The sequence below is a fragment of the Pseudomonas sp. R4-34-07 genome, assembly GCF_003852375.1.
Lineage (GTDB): Bacteria > Pseudomonadota > Gammaproteobacteria > Pseudomonadales > Pseudomonadaceae > Aquipseudomonas.
Genome location: NZ_CP027760.1, coordinates 1,737,763 through 1,755,170 on the forward strand (window position 1 = coordinate 1,737,763; position 17,408 = coordinate 1,755,170).

General features: G+C 61.0%; 21 protein-coding genes. 11 read left to right on the top strand and 10 right to left on the bottom strand.

Going from position 1 to position 17,408, the window contains the following annotated elements; genetic code table 11:
• Window positions 1–17: 17 nt before the first annotated feature.
• Window positions 18–2,528 (bottom strand): ABC transporter permease, encoded by a 2,511-nt coding sequence (locus C4J85_RS07915; RefSeq protein WP_124409383.1) that lies wholly within the window; start codon window positions 2,526–2,528, stop codon window positions 18–20.
• A complete protein-coding gene (locus C4J85_RS07920) occupies window positions 2,528–3,211 on the bottom strand; it encodes an ABC transporter ATP-binding protein (protein WP_065885127.1) in 684 nt (227 codons plus the stop codon). The genes C4J85_RS07915 and C4J85_RS07920 overlap by 1 nt, the downstream gene beginning before the upstream one ends.
• Before the next feature lie 10 nt (window positions 3,212–3,221).
• Between C4J85_RS07920 and C4J85_RS07925 the strand changes: the two genes are divergently transcribed.
• The 3 genes from C4J85_RS07925 (at window position 3,222) to C4J85_RS07935 (ending at window position 5,225) form a co-directional block, all read left to right on the top strand.
• Window positions 3,222–3,827, top strand: a complete 606-nt coding sequence (locus C4J85_RS07925) for an arylesterase (RefSeq protein ID WP_124366369.1) — start codon at window positions 3,222–3,224, stop codon at window positions 3,825–3,827.
• A gap of 58 nt (window positions 3,828–3,885) precedes the next feature.
• Window positions 3,886–4,179, top strand: a complete 294-nt coding sequence (locus tag C4J85_RS07930) for a hypothetical protein (protein ID WP_057722836.1) — start codon at window positions 3,886–3,888, stop codon at window positions 4,177–4,179.
• Between the two features lie 80 nt (window positions 4,180–4,259).
• The gene (locus C4J85_RS07935) at window positions 4,260–5,225 is read left to right on the top strand and encodes a L,D-transpeptidase family protein (protein WP_124409384.1); all 966 of its coding nucleotides are present in this window, start codon (window positions 4,260–4,262) and stop codon (window positions 5,223–5,225) included.
• Window positions 5,226–5,487: 262 nt separating this feature from the next.
• On the opposite strand, the gene oprI is transcribed toward C4J85_RS07935, so the two are convergent.
• Window positions 5,488–5,739 carry an outer membrane lipoprotei OprI gene (oprI, locus tag C4J85_RS07940; RefSeq protein ID WP_003172710.1) on the bottom strand — a complete coding sequence of 84 codons (252 nt, stop codon included), beginning with the start codon at window positions 5,737–5,739 and terminating at the stop codon, window positions 5,488–5,490.
• Window positions 5,740–6,351: 612 nt separating this feature from the next.
• Here oprI and C4J85_RS07945 point away from each other — a divergent pair.
• On the top strand, window positions 6,352–6,633 hold the full coding sequence (locus C4J85_RS07945; RefSeq protein WP_003233387.1) for a GNAT family N-acetyltransferase: 282 nt from the start codon (window positions 6,352–6,354) through the stop codon (window positions 6,631–6,633).
• Window positions 6,634–6,695: 62 nt separating this feature from the next.
• Here the strand turns inward: C4J85_RS07945 and C4J85_RS07950 are convergent, their stop codons facing one another.
• Both C4J85_RS07950 and C4J85_RS07955 read right to left on the bottom strand, forming a co-directional pair.
• The gene (locus C4J85_RS07950; protein ID WP_124361897.1) at window positions 6,696–7,772 is read right to left on the bottom strand and encodes a 3-deoxy-7-phosphoheptulonate synthase; all 1,077 of its coding nucleotides are present in this window, start codon (window positions 7,770–7,772) and stop codon (window positions 6,696–6,698) included.
• Window positions 7,773–7,903: 131 nt separating this feature from the next.
• Entirely contained in the window at window positions 7,904–8,338 is a 435-nt protein-coding gene (locus C4J85_RS07955; protein WP_124370119.1) for a PilZ domain-containing protein, read from the bottom strand.
• Here C4J85_RS07955 and C4J85_RS07960 point away from each other — a divergent pair.
• The 5 genes from C4J85_RS07960 (at window position 8,337) to cysB (ending at window position 12,260) form a co-directional block, all read left to right on the top strand.
• Window positions 8,337–8,723 (top strand): thioredoxin, encoded by a 387-nt coding sequence (locus tag C4J85_RS07960; protein WP_124361899.1) that lies wholly within the window; start codon window positions 8,337–8,339, stop codon window positions 8,721–8,723. The two genes, C4J85_RS07955 and C4J85_RS07960, sit on opposite strands and share 2 nt — an antisense overlap.
• Entirely contained in the window at window positions 8,720–9,682 is a 963-nt protein-coding gene (locus tag C4J85_RS07965; protein ID WP_124409385.1) for a putative 2-dehydropantoate 2-reductase, read from the top strand. The genes C4J85_RS07960 and C4J85_RS07965 overlap by 4 nt, the downstream gene beginning before the upstream one ends.
• A 15-nt stretch (window positions 9,683–9,697) precedes the next feature.
• Window positions 9,698–10,615, top strand: coding sequence for a 5'-nucleotidase (locus C4J85_RS07970; RefSeq protein WP_124361901.1), 918 nt, complete (start codon window positions 9,698–9,700; stop codon window positions 10,613–10,615).
• Window positions 10,616–10,680: 65 nt separating this feature from the next.
• Window positions 10,681–11,187 carry a universal stress protein gene (locus C4J85_RS07975; protein ID WP_124366373.1) on the top strand — a complete coding sequence of 169 codons (507 nt, stop codon included), beginning with the start codon at window positions 10,681–10,683 and terminating at the stop codon, window positions 11,185–11,187.
• Between the two features lie 98 nt (window positions 11,188–11,285).
• Window positions 11,286–12,260: an HTH-type transcriptional regulator CysB gene (gene cysB, locus C4J85_RS07980; RefSeq protein WP_124370121.1), complete on the top strand. Its 975-nt coding sequence runs from the start codon at window positions 11,286–11,288 to the stop codon at window positions 12,258–12,260.
• Window positions 12,261–12,299: 39 nt separating this feature from the next.
• Here the strand turns inward: cysB and C4J85_RS07985 are convergent, their stop codons facing one another.
• Both C4J85_RS07985 and C4J85_RS07990 read right to left on the bottom strand, forming a co-directional pair.
• Entirely contained in the window at window positions 12,300–12,782 is a 483-nt protein-coding gene (locus C4J85_RS07985; protein ID WP_124366374.1) for a GreA/GreB family elongation factor, read from the bottom strand.
• 5 nt (window positions 12,783–12,787) lie between these two features.
• Window positions 12,788–13,156, bottom strand: coding sequence for a hypothetical protein (locus tag C4J85_RS07990; RefSeq protein ID WP_124361905.1), 369 nt, complete (start codon window positions 13,154–13,156; stop codon window positions 12,788–12,790).
• A gap of 132 nt (window positions 13,157–13,288) precedes the next feature.
• Here C4J85_RS07990 and earP point away from each other — a divergent pair, with 132 nt between their 5' ends.
• Window positions 13,289–14,422, top strand: a complete 1,134-nt coding sequence (earP, locus tag C4J85_RS07995) for an elongation factor P maturation arginine rhamnosyltransferase EarP (protein ID WP_124406688.1) — start codon at window positions 13,289–13,291, stop codon at window positions 14,420–14,422.
• A 49-nt stretch (window positions 14,423–14,471) separates the two neighbouring features.
• Window positions 14,472–15,044 carry an elongation factor P gene (locus tag C4J85_RS08000; RefSeq protein WP_003172723.1) on the top strand — a complete coding sequence of 191 codons (573 nt, stop codon included), beginning with the start codon at window positions 14,472–14,474 and terminating at the stop codon, window positions 15,042–15,044.
• Window positions 15,045–15,109: 65 nt separating this feature from the next.
• Here the strand turns inward: C4J85_RS08000 and C4J85_RS08005 are convergent, their stop codons facing one another.
• The 3 genes from C4J85_RS08005 to C4J85_RS08020 all read right to left on the bottom strand — a co-directional run bounded on the left by C4J85_RS08005 (window position 15,110) and on the right by C4J85_RS08020 (window position 17,372).
• Window positions 15,110–16,126: an alpha/beta hydrolase gene (locus C4J85_RS08005; protein ID WP_124409386.1), complete on the bottom strand. Its 1,017-nt coding sequence runs from the start codon at window positions 16,124–16,126 to the stop codon at window positions 15,110–15,112.
• A gap of 25 nt (window positions 16,127–16,151) precedes the next feature.
• On the bottom strand, window positions 16,152–16,571 hold the full coding sequence (locus C4J85_RS08010) for an organic hydroperoxide resistance protein (protein ID WP_124409387.1): 420 nt from the start codon (window positions 16,569–16,571) through the stop codon (window positions 16,152–16,154).
• Window positions 16,572–16,919: 348 nt separating this feature from the next.
• A complete protein-coding gene (locus C4J85_RS08020; RefSeq protein WP_124409389.1) occupies window positions 16,920–17,372 on the bottom strand; it encodes a MarR family winged helix-turn-helix transcriptional regulator in 453 nt (150 codons plus the stop codon).
• Window positions 17,373–17,408: the final 36 nt, after the last annotated feature.

Sequence of the window (17,408 nt, forward strand, 5' to 3'; positions counted from 1 at the left end):
CAAGCGCCATTCGTGTTTCAGCCCTCGCGCAGCACCGTCAGCGGGCTGGCGTTCAACGCACGGCGTGTACCGAACACCCCGGCGCCACCGATCAGCACCGCACCGATCACTGGCAGCAGCAACAGCCAGGGGTGAGGGTGCCAGGCCAGATCGAAGGCATAGCGGTACAACACCCAGGTCACCAGTTCCGTGCCCAGTGCCGCCAGCAAACCACTGACCGCCCCCAGCAGGCCGAACTCGATGCGCCGGGCCTTGATCAGCAGCCTGCGCTCGGCCCCCAGTGCACGCAGCAGCGCACCTTGGCGGATTCGCTCGTCCAGGGTGGCCTGCAAACCGGAAAACAGCACGGCCATGCCTGCGGCGAGTACGAACAGCAGCACGTATTCCACCGCCAGGGTCACCTGGGCGAGGATGCTGCGCAGCTGTTCCAGCAGGGCCTCGACCTGCAGGATAGTGACGGCCGGAAAGGCTCGGGACAGGTCGACGATCTGTTGGTCATGCCCAGGCGCAAGATAGAAGCTAGTCAGGTAGGTGGTCGGCAAATCCTTCAAAGTGCCCGGTTGGAAGATCATGAAGAAGTTGGGCTGGAAGTTGTCCCAGTTGATGGTCCGCAGGCTAGTGACCCGTGCCTCGCGATTCTCCCCGCCGATGGTGAATACCAGATGGTCGTTGAGCTTGAGTTTCAGGCTTTCAGCCACCTTGGCTTCCACCGACACCCCGGGAATGTCATCGCCCGGTTGCGCGGCCCACCAGGCACCCGCCGTCAGTACGTTACCTGGGGGCAAGTCGGCCGCCCAGGTCAGGCTCAGGTCCCGTTGCACGGCGCGATCACCGCTGGAATCCTTGCTGACAATCTCTTGTACGGGTTCGCCGTTGATGCTGATCAGCCGGCCGGGCACGACGGGATAGAGCGGTGCCGATTGCGCCTGGACTTCCAGAAGGCGGGCGCCAAAGGCGTCTTTGTCGGCTGGCAGGATATTGAGCGCGAAGTAGTTGGGCGCATCCTTGGGCAATTGGTTCTGCCAGGTGTCGAGCAGTTCACCGCGTAGCAGGGCGATCAAGCCCATGGACAACAGGATCAAGCCAAACGCCAGGGACTGGCCGGCGGCCGCCAGTGGATGGCGCAGCAATTGGCCCAGGCCCAGTCGCCACGGCAAGGAGGCGCGCGCAAGTAACCGGCGCAGGCTTTGCAATAACAGCAGCAACAACCCGCCGAGGATCAGTGCGGCTACCACGCCGCCGCCCAATAACGCGAAGGTCAACACCAGGTCGAGGCTCAGGCGCCACATGATCAGGCCCAGGGCAAAGAGCGCCGCCCCATAAACCATCCAGGTGCTCGAGGGGATAGGCAGCAGGTCGCGACGCAGTACCCGCAGTGGCGGCACCCGGCCCAGTGCGGCCAGGGGCGGGAGGGCGAAGCCGGCGAGGGCAACCAGCCCGGTGCCGATCCCTGCAACGGCCGGTAGCAGCCCGCCGGGTGGCACGTCTGCGGGCAACAGGTCGTGCAGGAAGTAGAACAGACCAAATTGCGCGAGCCAGCCGAGGAGGGCGCCGGCCAGGCTCGCCAACAGGCCCAGTACGCTCAGTTGCAGGCTGAACAGCAGCATGGTCTCGCGTCGTGACAACCCCAGGCAGCGCAGCAGGGCGCTGGCGTCGAAGCGGCGGCTGGCAAAGCGGTTGGCCGACAGCGCCACGGCCACGCCGGCCAGTAACACCGCCACCAGGCTGGCCATATTCAGGTAACGCTCGGCCTTGCCCAGGGCACCGCCGATCTGCTGGTTACCATCGCGCGAGTCCTGCAGGCGCTGGTTGGCCGCGAGGCCCGGCTTGACCAGGTCGCGATAGGTTTGCAGCGCCGTGCTGCCCGGTGGTGCGCGCCACAGTTCGCGATAGCTCACGCGGCTGCCAGGCTGGACTACGCCGGTGGCATCCAGGTCCGCCAGGTTGATCATTACCCTGGGCGTGAGGCTGTAGAAATTGCCGGCGCGGTCGGGCTCGTACGTCAGTATGCGTGCCAGCCGCAGGGTCTTCATGCCCACGTCGATGCTGTCGCCGACCTTCAGGTCCAGCGCTGTCAGCAGCCGCGCTTCCACCCAGGCTTCACCGGGTTTTGGGCCGCCGCCTGGGGTTTCGGCGCCAAAGGGCTCACCCGTACTTTTGAGTTCGCCGCGCAACGGGTACTGCTCGTTGACCGCCTTGATACTGGAGAGCTGGATGCCGTTATCCGCGGCGATTACGCTGGAAAATTCGACGATGCGCGCATGATCCAGGCCCAGCTCGGTGCCGGACCTGACCTGCTCGGGGCGGGCCGGCGAGCTGCCTTCGAGTATCAGGTCCGCGCCCAGGAACTCGGTGGCGCGCAACAGCATGGCGCCGTTGAGACGTGCGCCGAAATAGCCGATAGCGGTGCTGGCGGACACGGCCACCAGCAGCGCGAAGAACAATACACGCAGTTCACCGGCGCGGGCATCGCGCAGTAATTGGCGCATGGCAAGGCTGAACAGACGTAACAACGGCAGGCGTGCCATCAAGGCTCCAGGGGCGCGACCATCAGGCCGGCTTCAAGGCGGATCAGGCGTCGGCAACGATGGGCCAGGCGCTCGTCATGGGTGACCAGTACCAAGGTCGTGCCGCTCTCTTTATTGAGTTCGAACAGCAGGTCGCTGATGCGCTCGCCGGTGTGGCTGTCGAGGTTGCCGGTGGGCTCGTCGGCAAACAGTACGTCTGGCTCGGCGGCAAACGCGCGGGCAATCGCCACACGTTGCTGCTCGCCGCCGGACAGCTGGCGCGGCGAATGGGTCAGGCGCTTGCCAAGGCCGACGCGCTCCAGCAGGTGCGTGGCGCGCTCGCGGGCATCTTTGCGGCCGTCGAGTTCCAGTGGCAGCATGACGTTTTCCAGCGCATTGAGGCTGTCGAGCAACTGAAAGGACTGGAACACGAAGCCCACGTGTTCGGCACGGATCCGCGCGCGCTGGTCTTCGTCGAGGCTGCTCAACGCTTGGCCCGCCAGGGTGACTTCACCGCTGCTGGGCAGGTCAAGGCCGGCCAGCAGGCCGAGGAGGGTGGATTTGCCGGAACCGGAGCTGCCGACGATAGCCAGGCTATCGCCCTTGTTCAGTTCCAGGCTCAGTTCGTGCAGGATAGTCAGTTCACCTTCCGCGCTGGGAACCACTTTGCTGAGGTTTCGCGCGGTGAGAATGCTTGCGCCCATGGAGAATCCGATGCGAATGTGGTTTTTGAGTGCTGGCCTGGCCTTGATGTGCATGGCCCAGAACGCAGCGGCGGGTACAGTCCTGATCGTTGGCGATAGTATCAGTGCCGGTTTCGGCCTGGATACCCGCAAAGGGTGGGTTGCCCTGCTGGAGCAACGGCTCAAGCAGGAGGGTTTTGACGATAAAGTGGTGAATGCTTCGATCAGTGGCGACACCAGTGCCGGAGGCCTCGCGCGGTTGCCTGCGGCGCTTGCAGCGCATAAACCGGATGTGGTGGTGATCGAGTTGGGCGGCAACGATGGGCTGCGTGGTCAGCCGCCGGCGCAATTGAAACAAAATCTTGCTTCGATGATTCAGGCGTCCCAGGACAGCGGTGCCAAGGTGCTGCTGCTGGGCATGCAGATTCCACCCAACTATGGCAAGCGTTACGTCGAAGCGTTCGCCAAGGTATTCGGCGAAGTAGCAGAGGAAAAAAAGGTGCCGCTGGTGCCGTTTTTCCTGGAGGGGGTGGGCGGTCACCCCGACCTGATGCAAGCGGACGGCCTGCACCCGGCAGTCCCGGCCCAGGGCAAGTTGCTGGAAAATGTCTGGCCAACGCTAAAACCGCTGTTATGACGCTTTTCTACCGGCAGGCTTTCGGCTAAGGTGGCGCCCCCCCGATTTGGAGCCCCTGATGTCGCGTCCTGCCTGGTCCCTGTTTAATTACCAACTGATCGAGCCGGACGAACAGCTGGATCTGTTCGCCTGCCAGGAAGTCCGGGTGCATCTGGTGGCGCGTCAACTGGAGTTGGGCGGCTCGATTGACCGCACGCTCTGCGGCACCTTACTGCCGGCGCAACCGCTCTGGTCTTCGGTGGATCGTTCGATCTTCCAGGACCAGCGGCTGTGCCCGTTGTGCAGGGCGATTCTCGAGTCGCAAAAGCGCGGTACACCGCCGATCTGGCCAGAGCTGCGCTTCGAGCTCTAGCGCGGCCGGCTTGATGCCAGGCGCTCGCTTCACGTATACAATCAGTTTTTTCCTACCGTCGTCTGCGAAGGATTTTCCGGATGTTGTCGCGCCTCTCCGTCGTTACCTGTTGCCTGTCTCTTGCTGCGCTCTGTGCGGCCGGCGCGGCGCAAGCCTTGCAGTTGCCGTTGCCGCCCCCTGGTGAGGACATCGTCGGCCAGGTCCAGGTGATCAAGGCCAAATACGAAGATACGTTTGCCGACCTGGGCACCACGTATGACCTGGGTTATTCGGAAATGGTCGCGGCCAACCCGGGCGTCGATGCCTGGCTGCCAGGCGCGGGGACGGACATCGTGCTGCCGACGCGTTTCATCCTGCCGCCGGGCCAGCGCGAAGGCATTGTGATCAACCTTGCGGAGTATCGGCTCTACTACTACCCCAAGGGCCAGAACGTGGTCTACACCTTTCCGTTGGGGATTGGTCGTGAAGGCTGGGGATCGCCCATTGCCCATACCAGCATCATCGCGAAGACGCCGAACCCTACCTGGACACCGCCCGCTTCGATCAAGGCCGAACACGCCGCCAACGGTGACCCGCTGCCCAACGTGGTGCCTGCCGGCCCCGACAACCCGTTGGGCCCGTTCAAGTTCACCCTGGGCACGCCGGGTTATCTGATTCATGGCTCAAACATGAAATTTGGTATCGGCACGCGTACCAGCCACGGTTGCTTCCGTATGTTCAACAACAACGTATTGGAAATGGCCAGCATGGTGCCGGTCGGCACCTCGGTACGCATCATCAACGACGCCTATAAGTTCGGCAGCGCCGGCGGCAAGGTCTACCTCGAAGCTCATACGCCGTTGAACGACGATGGCACGCCGTCGGTGGTCGACAAGCACACGGCGGTGATCAATGCCTTGCTCAAGCGTGAGGACCTGGCCAATAGCCTGCGGGTGAATTGGGATCAGGTGCGTGATGTGGTGGCGGCGGAGGATGGTTTGCCGACGGAAATCGGTGTGCCTGGCGTCGCTCCGATCGCTTCCAGCGCGCCAGTTGATTTTCAATAGACGCCCCAAGCCCTAATGCCAGTCAGTTAAGGCTTTTGTAGGAGCGAGCTTGCTCGCGAAGAACTCAGGGCCACCGCGTTTATCCAGAATGAACGTGTTGCCTAGACGTTTTTCGCGAGCAAGCTCGCTCCTACAGTGACCCTCTTTCGCTTTACTGACCGGCATTACCCCAAGCCCGCTCCTGCTGCCTGGCGCAGCGGATTTCAGGTAAAAAAAAGCCGACCCATAAATGGATCGGCTTGATAACAACCCCGAGGGATTATTACTTGCGGCTTGCTTTTTCAAGCATGCGCAGAGCGCGCTCGTTAGCTTCGTCAGCAGTCTGTTGTGCTTTTTGAGCAGCAGCCAGCGCTTCATCAGCTTTACGGTAGGCTTCGTCTGCACGAGCCTGGGAGCGAGCTGCTGCGTCTTCCGTTGCAGTCAGACGAGCTTCGGTTTCTTTGGAGACGCTGCTGCAACCGGTAGCCAGAACTGCGGCCAGAGCCAGAGCAGAGAATTTCAGAACGTTGTTCATCGTGTTCCCCTTCAAGGACTTTCTATTAGATGGCTACTGTCTCAGAGTGAGCTAATAGCCGGCGTACATACTACCCATTACTTGTAGTAAGTAAACTGACGTAGCGCAAGAAGCAAAAAAAATTCTTGCACCGAATCTATTTTGGCTAATCTTTTGAAGGTTTGTATAAAAACCCGCCAGATTTTTTCATTCTGCCGAAGATTGGATCCAGGCTGAAAGGGCCGGCCCGCATGCGTCGAGCGGTGTGAACAGATGAAATTTTATATATCCAAGCCGGCACTTCCGTTGCGGTGGGTTGTCTCGCACCGGGCATCTTTCGCTCATCTAGAGGTGACTTTAACGGCGCCAGTTCGTCTCACGCTTCAACTGCCGGCAATGTTCAGGCGTTCGATCACCGGGTGATCGAGGCGCTTTCTAATATTGCACCTGTGGCAGGGGATGACGAGTGTGCCTTGAGCAATTGCTGGATTGGTGCCTACTATTCCCTACGTGCAGGTGTGAGCGCTCAGGGTTTTCTCGTTGTCGAAACCGGCACGGGGTGGCGTAGATGTTCCTTCGCCGGAAAAACATCGGTAAGGTAGGGTCAATATTCAAGACCCGCGAGGAGTAGTGATGAGCGAGGCGTTGTCCATCCACCATGACCAGGCTGGTCATCAGTTCGAGACCAATGTGGACGGTCATCGTGCCTATCTGACCTACATGGACCTCGGGAAACAGACCCTGGATATCTATCGTACGTTCGTGCCCAACGCGTTGCGTGGGCGTGGCATTGCGGCCGCGTTGACTGAAGAAGCGTTGAAGTTCGCCGAAGAGTCAGGCTACACGGTCATCCCGTCTTGCTCTTATGTGGAACGCTACATGGAGCGCCACCAGCGCCATGCCGCAAAGCTCTGAACGAGCAGCCATAAAAAAACGCCGGGTTTAGCCCGGCGTTTTTGTGTGTGCCTGATTCAGCTTCAGGTGCGTTTGCGATTGGGCAATACGTCCTTGAGCTTGGCGTGCATGCTGCGCAGGGTGTTCTCGGTAGCGGCCCAGTCGATGCACGCATCGGTGATCGACACGCCGTACTGCAAGTCGGCCAGGTCTTTTGGAATGGCCTGGCAACCCCAGTTCAGGTGGCTCTCAACCATCAAGCCGATGATCGACTGATTGCCTTCGAGGATCTGGTTGGCGACGTTTTCCATCACCAGCGGCTGCAGGGCCGGGTCCTTGTTGGAGTTGGCGTGGCTGCAATCCACCATGATGTTGGGCTTGATCCCGGCCTTGTTCAGCGCCTGTTCGCACAGTGCGACGCTGACCGAGTCATAGTTGGGCTTGCCGTTGCCGCCGCGCAGTACCACGTGCCCGTAGGCATTGCCCTTGGTCGTGACGATGGACACGCCGCCTTCCTGGTTGATGCCCAGGAAGCGGTGAGGGCTGGAGACCGATTGCAGCGCGTTGATCGCCACCGTCAGGCCACCGTCGGTGCCGTTCTTGAAGCCCACGGCCGAGGACAGGCCGGACGCCATTTCGCGGTGCGTCTGGGACTCGGTGGTGCGGGCGCCGATGGCCGACCAGCTGATCAGGTCCTGCAGGTACTGCGGGGAAATCGGGTCCAGCGCTTCGGTAGCGGTGGGCAGGCCCATTTCCGCCAGGTCCAGCAGCAGTTGACGACCGATGTGCAAGCCGTCCTGGATCTTGAACGAGTCGTCCAGGTACGGGTCGTTGATCAAGCCTTTCCAGCCAACCGTTGTACGCGGCTTCTCGAAATACACGCGCATCACCAGGTACAAGGTGTCGGACACTTCCGCTGCCAGCACCTTGAGGCGTTCGGCGTACTCGTGGGCCGCCTTGAGGTCGTGGATCGAGCAAGGCCCGATCACGACGAAGAGGCGGTGGTCGGTGCCGTCGAGAATGTCACGGATGACTTCGCGGCCCTTGGTGACGGTCTGCAGGGCAGCGTCGCTCAGGGGAATTTCGCGCTTGAGCTGATCGGGCGTGATCAGGGTCTCGTTGGATTCAACGTTAAGGTCATTGATCGGTAAATCAGCCATCGTGTTACTCGTCAGGGTCACGGGTGCCGGCCGCCAGCCATCCCCGTGCGGCGGAGCACAGCATGATTTGGATGCAGGGGGGAGGAACCTTAGCGCGTAACACGGGCCCGCGACAATGGGCAAAGCCCGCTTTAATCCAGCACTGGCTGCACAACCGTCTCATGGGAGAACTCATTGGCGTGGCGCGATACCCAGTCGCGAGCCAAGGCTTCGAGTTGCTGGGGCGTGGGCTCGGCGGCGTCGTGCAGGCGGCAGTAGCGTTCGATCTGGCACACTTGCTCACCCATTCGTGCGCCGAACAGTGCATGTTCGTCGGCAAAACAGATGCCGATGCGATAGCCGGCCTCCACCCTGCGGCACCACGCGACATAGCCTGGATAGCGGGCGCTGGCGCCCAGGGAGGGGATATGCAGGTCGACCGCCGTGCCAGGGCGCCAGGCACGCGGCCAGTTGCAGGCAATGCCACCACGGCCGATAGTGCGCAGGCGTTGGGAGGGCAGGGCAGGAGAGGGACGTTGGATCAACTCGACAGCGACATCATCAGGGTGAGGTAGAAAACGACCCATGTACACGGACTCCGAACACCGTCCAATGGACGGCAGTGGCAGCAGTATAGTGAAGCAACTGGAATTGACCGACCTGGATATCGACCAGCAATTGCTGGGGTTGCCAGGGTGTTCGCTGGTCGTGTTTACCAGTGTCGGTTGTTCGAGTTGCCGCTGGGCGCGCCAGCAGTTGCCGGGCTGGCGCTTGCCGGTGGACCGGCTGTGCTGGGTGGATGCCGGGCACAACGGCGGCGCGGTCGAACGTTACCAGATCTTTCATTTGCCCGCGTTGTTCCTAGTGTGCGAGGGTCAATTTCTTGGGCAATTACAGACGCGTCTTACACCGCCCGACCTTGTCGACGCGATAAACCAGGCGCTCACCCGCACACCAGAGGATTTGCCATGACCGCACTTGCACACCCTTCGCCACGCATTGGCATCATTGGCACCGGTGCCATTGGCGGTTTCTACGGCCTGATGCTGGCGCGTGCCGGGTTCGATGTGCATTTCCTGCTGCGCAGCGAATACGCGGCGGTCCGCGAGCACGGCCTGCGCGTCAACAGTAGCGTGCATGGCAACCTGCACCTGCACCCGGTGCAAGCGTATGCCAGCCCTGCCGATATGCCGCCGTGCGATTGGTTGTTGGTGGGGACCAAATCCACCGGCAACCCCGAGCTGGCGCCGACCATTGCCCAGGTCGCGGCGCCGGACGCCAAGGTGGTGCTGCTGCAAAACGGACTGGATGTGGAAGACAGCTTGCGCGAGCACCTGCCGTCGTCGCTGCATTTGCTGGGTGGCCTGTGCTACATCGGCGTGCATCGCGCCGCGCCGGGCGTCGTCGAGCATCAAGCGCTGGGGCGGGTCAATCTGGGCTATCACAGTGGCATGGCAGCCAACGATCAAGCGCGCCAGCAAGCGATTGTCGAAGAGGGGGCCGCTCTGTTTCATCAAGCGGGAATTGAATCCCAGGCCATGGCCAGCGTGCATCAGGCGCGCTGGCATAAGTTGGTGTGGAACGTGCCGTTCAACGGCCTCTCTGTCTTGCTGGGCACGGGGACCCGCGCGCTGATGGCGGATGAGTCCAGCCGCGCGCTGATTCAAGCGCTGATGGCCGAAGTGGTACAGGGCGCTGGTGCCTGCGGCCATGACATTGCGGCAAGTTACGCCGAGCAGATGTTCGCCATGACCGAAACCATGGACGACTACCTGCCCAGCATGTACCACGATCACGCGCACAAGCGCCCATTGGAACTTGAGGCCATCTACGCCCGACCGCTGGCTGCCGCCAAAGCAGCCGGCTGCGAATTGCCGCGCATGCAGGCGCTTTACCAGGCCTTGAGTTTTATTGATCGGCACACTCGCTGATTTGGGGGCAAGCACATGGCGACAGGATTGAGCGACAAACTGGTGCTGGCGATTTCATCGCGGGCCTTGTTCGATTTGAGCGAGAGCCACACGGTGTACCTCGCCGAAGGGGTTGAGCCCTATCGCAAATACCAGATCGAGCACGAGGAGGAAATCCTCGAACCCGGCGATGCTTTTCCGCTGGTCAAGAAACTGCTGAGCCTCAACGCCAGCCTCGGGCGTGCCCGTGTCGAGGTGGTCTTGGTGTCACGCAACAGCGCCGATACCGGCTTGCGAGTGTTCAACTCGATCCAGCATTACGGCCTGGATATTTCCCGCGCCGCTTTCGTCGGAGGGCGTAGTCCCTATCCGTATCTGGCCGCCTTTGGTTGCCATCTGTTTCTGTCTACCCATGCCGAGGATGTGCGCAGTGCCCTCGACGCCGGTTTTGCGGCGGCGACTATCTTGTCCGGTGGTGCGCGTCGGGCGTCGAGCGAGGAATTGCGCATCGCCTTCGATGGTGATGCGGTGCTGTTTTCCGACGAGTCCGAGCGCGTCTACCAGGCTGGCGGTTTGGAAGCATTCCAGGCCAGCGAGCGCGAGTCGGCGCGCCAGCCCTTGCACGGTGGCCCGTTCAAGGGGTTCCTCGCGGCACTCAACCTGTTGCAGCGTGAGTTCGCCGACGAGGCCTGCCCGATTCGCACCGCACTGGTCACCGCGCGCTCGGCACCGTCCCACGAGCGGGTCATTCGTACGTTGCGCGAATGGGATATCCGCCTGGATGAATCGCTGTTCCTGGGTGGCCTGGATAAATCCGCGTTCCTGGAAGCATTCGCCGCCGATGTGTTCTTCGATGACCAGGCCGGCCATTGCGAAAGAGCCAGGCAGGTCGTGGCCACCGGGCATGTGCCGCACGGCATCAGTAATGAGTTGAAAATCCAGGGCGAGCGCTGAGTCGTACCCCCTGGGCGCTGCTAAGCTGATTTAATCTCCGCCATCCTGGCAGTCCAGGGGGTTCTATGATTCGTTCGATACTGTACGCCACGGATCTTGGCCTGTATGCGCCGTACGTCATGCAACATGCCCTGGCGTTGGCGCGAACGTTCAAGGCAGATTTGTATGTGATTCATGTGGTGGAGCCCATCGGGTTGTTCGCAGAGTCGGTGTTGCAGAGCTACCTTGATGAAAAGGCGCTCAGCGAATGGCAGAGCCAGGGGCTGAGCACGGTCATGGCAACGATCGAGCAGCGGGTGCTCGACAGCTTTCGCGAGGAGTTGGGGGACGGGGAGCAGGACCTGGAGTTGATTCGTTCGGTGCGGGTGATCCAGGGCGACCCTTGCGAGGTGATTCTCGACCAACTGCATAAACTTTCCGTGGACCTGTTGATCGTAGGGAGTCATAGCCAAGCCAGCGCGGCGGCGACACCGCTTGGGCGTACCGCCGCACGGCTGCTGCAGCTGGCGAGCGTGCCGGTTTACCTGGTGCCGTCGCTGCAACGTCGACGCAGCGATGATAGGGATCGGTAAAAAAACGATAAAAAGTTCTAGATTTATATATCTTACCTTTAATATAGTTATATACCGTCGCTGATACCCGTGGCGTCTATCTGCTTTGAGGGATTCATATGAAGCTTCAACAACTGCGCTACATCTGGGAAGTGGCGCACCACGACCTCAACGTTTCCGCTACCGCTCAAAGCCTTTACACGTCGCAACCCGGTATCAGCAAGCAGATCCGCCTGCTCGAAGACGAGCTGGGCGTTGAAGTGTTCGCGCGCAGCGGCAAGCATCTGACCCGCGTCACCCCGGCCGGCGAGCGCATCATCACCACGGCCGGTGAGATCCTGCGCAAAGTCGAAAGCATCAAGCAGATCGCCCAGGAATTCTCCAACGAGAAGAAGGGCACCCTGTCGATTGCCACCACCCACACCCAGGCACGCTACGCCTTGCCGCCGGTGATCCGTGATTTCATCAAGCAATACCCTGACGTGGCGTTGCACATGCACCAGGGCTCGCCGATGCAGATCGCCGAGATGGCCGCTGATGGCACCGTCGATTTCGCGATCGCCACCGAAGCTCTGGAGCTGTTCGGTGATTTGGTGATGATGCCGTGCTACCGCTGGAACCGTTGCGTGGTCGTGCCCCAGGGGCACCCACTGGCCAAGTTGTCGAAGCTGACCCTGGAAGCCCTGGCGGAATACCCCATCGTCACCTACGTGTTTGGTTTCACCGGTCGTTCGAAGCTCGATGAGGCCTTCAGCCACCGTGGCCTTACGCCGAAGGTGGTGTTCACCGCAGCCGACGCCGACGTGATCAAGACTTACGTGCGCCTGGGCCTGGGCGTGGGCATCGTCGCCAAGATGGCGGTCGACACCCAGCTCGATAAAGACCTGGTGGTGCTCGATGCCAGCGAGCTGTTCGAGTCCAGCGTGACCAAGATCGGCTTCCGCCGTGGCACCTTCCTGCGCGGTTTCATGTGCGATTTCATCGAGAAATTCGCCCCGCACCTGACCCGCGAAGTGATGGCCAAGGCGATCCAGTGCCACAACAAGCAGGAACTCGAAGAACTGTTCGACGGCGTTGAATTGCCGGTTCACTGATCCGTGTGGCGAGGGCGCCAACGCCCTCGCCACCGCGCTTTATTTGGCCTCGGTAACCGTGAACTGTTGCCGGGCGCCCGCCACCAGAATCTCTACCTCATCCTCGACATGCTTGCCCAGCAGGCTTTTGCCCAAGGGCGAGCGCGGGGTGATGACGGTGACCGGCTGGCCGACCACTTCAATCTTCAGCCCCGCGGCATCCGGCGCCAGGAACAGCCATTGCTGGCGACCGTTCTCGTCTTCCAGGCCCAGCAGCGTACCCACTTCAATCCCGCGTTGGTCATCGTACGCACGCACCTGCAGGTTCTGGCACAGCGCCAGCGACTGCTTGATCTCTTCGACCCGCTTGGCCTGGCCGGCCGCCAGATACGACGCCTCCAGCCCCAAGGTGTCGTACTTGTTTTCTGCGATGTTCTCCTCGTGTGTCGCCGTCTCGTAGGCGGTCTGCGCGGCGCGCTGGGCGATGTCGAGGTCGGCGCAGAGTTTTTCCAGGATCAGCTGGAGGACGGCGTGTTTATTCATGATCTCTAATCGCAGAATTGCAGGACATTGGCTTTGGATTTTTCATTTGGAGCGTTCTGATCCTGTTGCAGCCAGAACTGGCATTTGGGGTTGGCCAGGTTGCGCGCATTGCTTCGGGCCTGGTCCAGGGCTTGTTGCTGCTCCTGCTTTTGCAGGTTCTGCTGGTACTGCTCGAACATACGGTTTGGCGGCTCCGGCGTGACGACGGTCGGCTTACCCAGTTGCTGCACCGCCTGGGCCACGGGTGCGAGGCTCTGAGGGAACAGGTAGCGCGATGCCAGCCAGCTGGTCAGCGCAATGGCGATAAACCCCAGCCACACGCCTGCGGCAATGGCGATACACAGCTTGAACAGCGACAGCGGACGGTCAGACATGATGGCCTCCTGGCAGGCATTGACGGCGTGGCAGCGATTGTCGCACAGCCACTGCGCAGAATAATCGCGATCAAGCCTTCTGCATCGGCGCATTTATGCGGACAATCGAGCCTTTGAGTCGTGGAGCCCGGAATGAAAGCCCGCTGGGATATTTTTTGCAGCGTCGTCGATAACTACGGCGACATCGGCGTGACCTGGCGACTGGCCCGCCAATTGGTCGCGGAGCACGCGTGCGATGTGCGCCTGTGGGTCGATGACCTGCGCGCCTTCGAGCGCATGTGCCCACAGATCGATGTAAACCTGGCGCAGCAATGGCAAGCGGGTGTGGATGTGCGCCACTGGCCGTTTGACTGGTCGACAACGCCTGCGGCCGATGTGGTGATTGCCGCGTTCGCTTGCCAGCTGCCGCCTGACTATATGGAAGCCATGGCCGCGCGTGAACGCACGCCGTTGTGGATGAACCTGGATTACCTCAGCGCCGAGGACTGGGTGGTGGGCTGTCACCGCCTGCCGTCGGTGAAGTTCAAGGGTGTGCAGAAGTACTTCTTTTTCCCGGGCTTTCGTCCGGGCACCGGCGGGCTGTTGCGTGAGGCGGGGCTGCTGCAACAGCGTCAGGCTTTTCAGCAGGATGCCGATGCGCAGCGACAATTCCTGCAAAGCCTGGGCGTATTTCCGCTAGCCGATGCGCGCCTGATCTCACTGTTCGCCTATGAAAACGCCGGGCTCGGCAGTTGGCTGGACGCATTGTCGACGGACGGGCGTGCCACTCATCTGTTGGTGCCGGAAGGGCGCATCCTGGGTGACGTGCAGCGCTGGCTGGGCGAGGAGGGGTTGGCGGCGGGGGCTGTGCATCAGCGCGGAGCCTTGACTGTGCAGGTGCTGCCGTTCGTGCGCCAGGCGCAGTACGACCTGTTGCTGTGGTGCTGTGACATCAATGCCGTGCGCGGCGAAGATTCGTTCGTGCGCGCCCAGTGGGCCGGGCGCCCGTTGCTGTGGCACATCTATCGTCAGGACGAAGACATCCACCTCGACAAGCTCGATGCGTTCCTCGAGCTGTACACCGCCGCGTTGTCGCCCGCGGCCAAGGCGGCGCTGGTTGCACTCTGGCAAGCCTGGAACACCGAGGCGGATATGGCCCAATCCTGGAAAATGCTGCTGGAACACTGGCCGGAGCTCAGCCGGCATGCGCAAGACTGGTGTCTGGAACAGGGCTTGCAGGCCGATCTTGCGACGGCGCTGGTACAGTTTTATGAAAGTTGGATATGATACGCCACCTTGATTTTTGTAAATCCCATCCAAATTTCGGATATATGCAATGAAAACTGGTAAAGAACTGAAACCCGGTACAGTGATCCGTCTCGAAAACGACCCTTGGCTGGTTCAGAAAGCTGAGTTCACCAAGTCTGGTCGTAACAGCGCCATCATGAAGACCAAGCTGAAGAACCTGCTGACCGGTTACAAGACCGAGATCGTCTACAGCGCCGATGACAAACTGGACGACGTGATCCTCGACCGCAAGGAAGCGACCCTGTCCTTCATCAGCGGCGACACCTACACGTTCATGGACACCACCGACTACACCATGTACGAGCTGAACGCTGAAGATATCGAAGCCGTTCTGCCGTTCATCGAAGAAGGCATGGAAGACGTCTGCGAAGCGATCTTCTTCGAAGAGCGCCTGGTTTCCGTAGAGCTGCCGACCACCATCGTGCGTAAAGTGGCCTACACCGAAGGTTCCGCTCGCGGCGACACTTCCGGCAAGGTGATGAAGCCTGCCAAGCTGAGCAACGGTACCGAGCTGCAAGTGGCCGATTTCATCGAAATCGACGACCTGATCGAGATCGACACCCGCGAAGGTGGTTCGTACAAAGGTCGCGCCAAGAAGTAATTCTGGCCCTGCCTTACGAACAGAAAAGCCCGACCATGCGTCGGGCTTTTTTGTGCGCGCGGGGTTTACTTCAGGTGTTGCTTGAGTTCTTCCGACGCTTGCAGCAATGCCGAGCGCACCGCCGGTACCTGGCTGACCACGTTGAGCAAACCGTAGTCGTGGATCATGCCGTTGTAGCGTACGGCAGTCACCGGCACGCCGGCCTGATCCAGCTTGCGGGCGTAGGCTTCACCCTCGTCACGCAGTACATCGGCGCCGGCGGTTTGCACCATCGCAGGTGGCAACCCCTTGAGTTGATCAGGGGTGGCTCGTAGTGGCGAGGCGTAGATCTCGGCGCGCTGGTTGGCGTCGGTGGTGTAATTGTCCCAGAACCATTTCATCATGTTCCGGGTGAGGAAGTGCCCCTCGGCGTACTGGTTGTAGGAGCCCGTGTCGAAGTTGGCATCGGTCACCGGCCACAGCAGCAGCTGAAACTTGATCGCCGGCGTACCCTTGTCCTTGGCCATCAGGCTGACCACCGCTGCCATGTTGCCGCCGACGCTGTTGCCCGCGACTGCCAGGCGCTTGCCATCGACGTTGATCTCTTTACCGTGCTCGGCCACCCACTTTGTTGCGCCATACGCTTGGTTGATCGCCACCGGATAACGCGCTTCTGGTGACGGCGTGTAGTTGACGAACACCGCCACTGCCCCCGAACCCACCACCAGGTCCCGCACCAGGCGTTCATGGGTGGGGTAATCCCCCAGCACCCAGCCACCGCCGTGGAAGAACATGAACACCGGCAAAGTGCCCTTGGCCCCGGCTGGACGCACAATGGTCAGGTCCAGCGGCTGGCCGTCGACCTGAATGGTCTTCTGGCTCACGTCTGCCTTGGGCAGGCTCAACTTCACCCCGGCCTGGGCACCCGTCAGCACCGCACGGGCCTGTTGGGGCGTCAATTGCTCGATGGGCTTGCCGGTGCCGGCGTTCAGCGCATCCAGGAAACCCTGGGTACTGTGCTCCACATCACCGCTAGCGGCGAAGGCGGTGCTGATGGACAGGGCAAGCAGGCTGCCGGTGAGCGCTTTAGCAAAGGTGTTCATGGTCTTCTCCGATCTGGGCGCGTGGTTAAACGGTTACGTGCAGGCGCACATCAACGTTGCCGCGAGTGGCGTTGGAGTACGGGCAGACCTGGTGGGCGGCGTCGACCAGGCTTTGCGCATCGTCTTGCGCCAGGCCTGGCAGGCTGATGTGCAGGTCGATGTCCAGGCCGAAGCCACCGGGGATCTGGCCAATGCCGACATGGGCGGTGATCGAAGCGTCATCCGGGATCTTGCGTTTGGTCTGGCTGGCGACGAATTTCAGCGCGCCGATAAAGCAGGCCGAGTAGCCGGCAGCGAACAGCTGTTCAGGGTTGGTGGCCTGGCCGCCAGCGCCGCCCAATTCCTTGGGAGTGGAGAGTTTGACGTCGAGGACGTTGTCGCTGGAGACAGCGCGACCATCACGGCCGCCGGTGGCGGTGGCTACTGCGGTATAGAGCGTTTGCATGGTGTCGTCCTCTGTGTTGTTAGCGCTAAATATTTGTGCGCTAAGTAGTTGGTGAGGTGAATGTATAGCGCTAATATTTAGTGCGCAAGATAAATTTATAAATATTTTTTGGGCGATGGGAAAACGCAGTGGGAGGGCTCGCCCTCACGCCAGTCAGTTAAGAAGTAGGAAGGGTAAAAAATAACCTGTGGCGAGGGAGCTTGCTCCCGCTGGACTGCGCAGCAGTCCCATTGTGGGGGCCGCTTCGCGGCCCAGCGGGAGCAAGCTCCCTCGCCACAGGTACAGTGTTCGCCCTTGACTGACTGGAATTGGGGCTTGCCCCTCCCGCGTTCAGTATTTTTTGCTTCTTTAGATTGCGTTCTGCAGGTTGCTGCGCAAAGCAACCAAATCCGCCTGCAGCTTGCGTAGCTGCTCCAGTTCCAGTCCGCTGGCCCCCAGGATGCACTGGGGAACGTCCATCGCCCGGTCCTGCAGCGCCCGCCCGGCGTCAGTCAACTCCACTACCACCACGCGTTCGTCTTCGCGGCTGCGGGTGCGGCTCAACAGGCCTTCGGCTTCCAGGCGCTTGAGCAGCGGGGTCAGGGAGCCGGGATCGGTGAGCAGGCGATTGCTGATTTCGCCGACGGTCAATCCGTCCTCCTCCCACAGCACCATCATGGCCAGGTATTGCGGATAAGTCAGGCCGAGCGCCTGGAGGAGAGGCTTGTAGACCTTGGTCATCAGCAGCGAGGTGGAATGCAACGCGAAACACAGCTGGTTATCCAGCATCAGGGATTCGCAGGGGGTGGGGTTCTTGCTCATGGCGGTGCCTCGAAAAAAGCCTGTATGGGCTGGAAT

Coding starts and splice junctions, on each gene's coding strand:
- C4J85_RS07915 (WP_124409383.1), bottom strand. CDS start 2,528: ATGGCACGCCTGCCGTTGTTACGTCTGTTCAGCCTTGCCATGCGCCAA.
- C4J85_RS07920 (WP_065885127.1), bottom strand. CDS start 3,211: ATGGGCGCAAGCATTCTCACCGCGCGAAACCTCAGCAAAGTGGTTCCC.
- C4J85_RS07925 (WP_124366369.1), top strand. CDS start 3,222: ATGCGAATGTGGTTTTTGAGTGCTGGCCTGGCCTTGATGTGCATGGCC.
- C4J85_RS07930 (WP_057722836.1), top strand. CDS start 3,886: ATGTCGCGTCCTGCCTGGTCCCTGTTTAATTACCAACTGATCGAGCCG.
- C4J85_RS07935 (WP_124409384.1), top strand. CDS start 4,260: ATGTTGTCGCGCCTCTCCGTCGTTACCTGTTGCCTGTCTCTTGCTGCG.
- oprI (WP_003172710.1), bottom strand. CDS start 5,739: ATGAACAACGTTCTGAAATTCTCTGCTCTGGCTCTGGCCGCAGTTCTG.
- C4J85_RS07945 (WP_003233387.1), top strand. CDS start 6,352: ATGAGCGAGGCGTTGTCCATCCACCATGACCAGGCTGGTCATCAGTTC.
- C4J85_RS07950 (WP_124361897.1), bottom strand. CDS start 7,772: ATGGCTGATTTACCGATCAATGACCTTAACGTTGAATCCAACGAGACC.
- C4J85_RS07960 (WP_124361899.1), top strand. CDS start 8,337: ATGTACACGGACTCCGAACACCGTCCAATGGACGGCAGTGGCAGCAGT.
- C4J85_RS07955 (WP_124370119.1), bottom strand. CDS start 8,338: ATGGGTCGTTTTCTACCTCACCCTGATGATGTCGCTGTCGAGTTGATC.
- C4J85_RS07965 (WP_124409385.1), top strand. CDS start 8,720: ATGACCGCACTTGCACACCCTTCGCCACGCATTGGCATCATTGGCACC.
- C4J85_RS07970 (WP_124361901.1), top strand. CDS start 9,698: ATGGCGACAGGATTGAGCGACAAACTGGTGCTGGCGATTTCATCGCGG.
- C4J85_RS07975 (WP_124366373.1), top strand. CDS start 10,681: ATGATTCGTTCGATACTGTACGCCACGGATCTTGGCCTGTATGCGCCG.
- cysB (WP_124370121.1), top strand. CDS start 11,286: ATGAAGCTTCAACAACTGCGCTACATCTGGGAAGTGGCGCACCACGAC.
- C4J85_RS07985 (WP_124366374.1), bottom strand. CDS start 12,782: ATGAATAAACACGCCGTCCTCCAGCTGATCCTGGAAAAACTCTGCGCC.
- C4J85_RS07990 (WP_124361905.1), bottom strand. CDS start 13,156: ATGTCTGACCGTCCGCTGTCGCTGTTCAAGCTGTGTATCGCCATTGCC.
- earP (WP_124406688.1), top strand. CDS start 13,289: ATGAAAGCCCGCTGGGATATTTTTTGCAGCGTCGTCGATAACTACGGC.
- C4J85_RS08000 (WP_003172723.1), top strand. CDS start 14,472: ATGAAAACTGGTAAAGAACTGAAACCCGGTACAGTGATCCGTCTCGAA.
- C4J85_RS08005 (WP_124409386.1), bottom strand. CDS start 16,126: ATGAACACCTTTGCTAAAGCGCTCACCGGCAGCCTGCTTGCCCTGTCC.
- C4J85_RS08010 (WP_124409387.1), bottom strand. CDS start 16,571: ATGCAAACGCTCTATACCGCAGTAGCCACCGCCACCGGCGGCCGTGAT.
- C4J85_RS08020 (WP_124409389.1), bottom strand. CDS start 17,372: ATGAGCAAGAACCCCACCCCCTGCGAATCCCTGATGCTGGATAACCAG.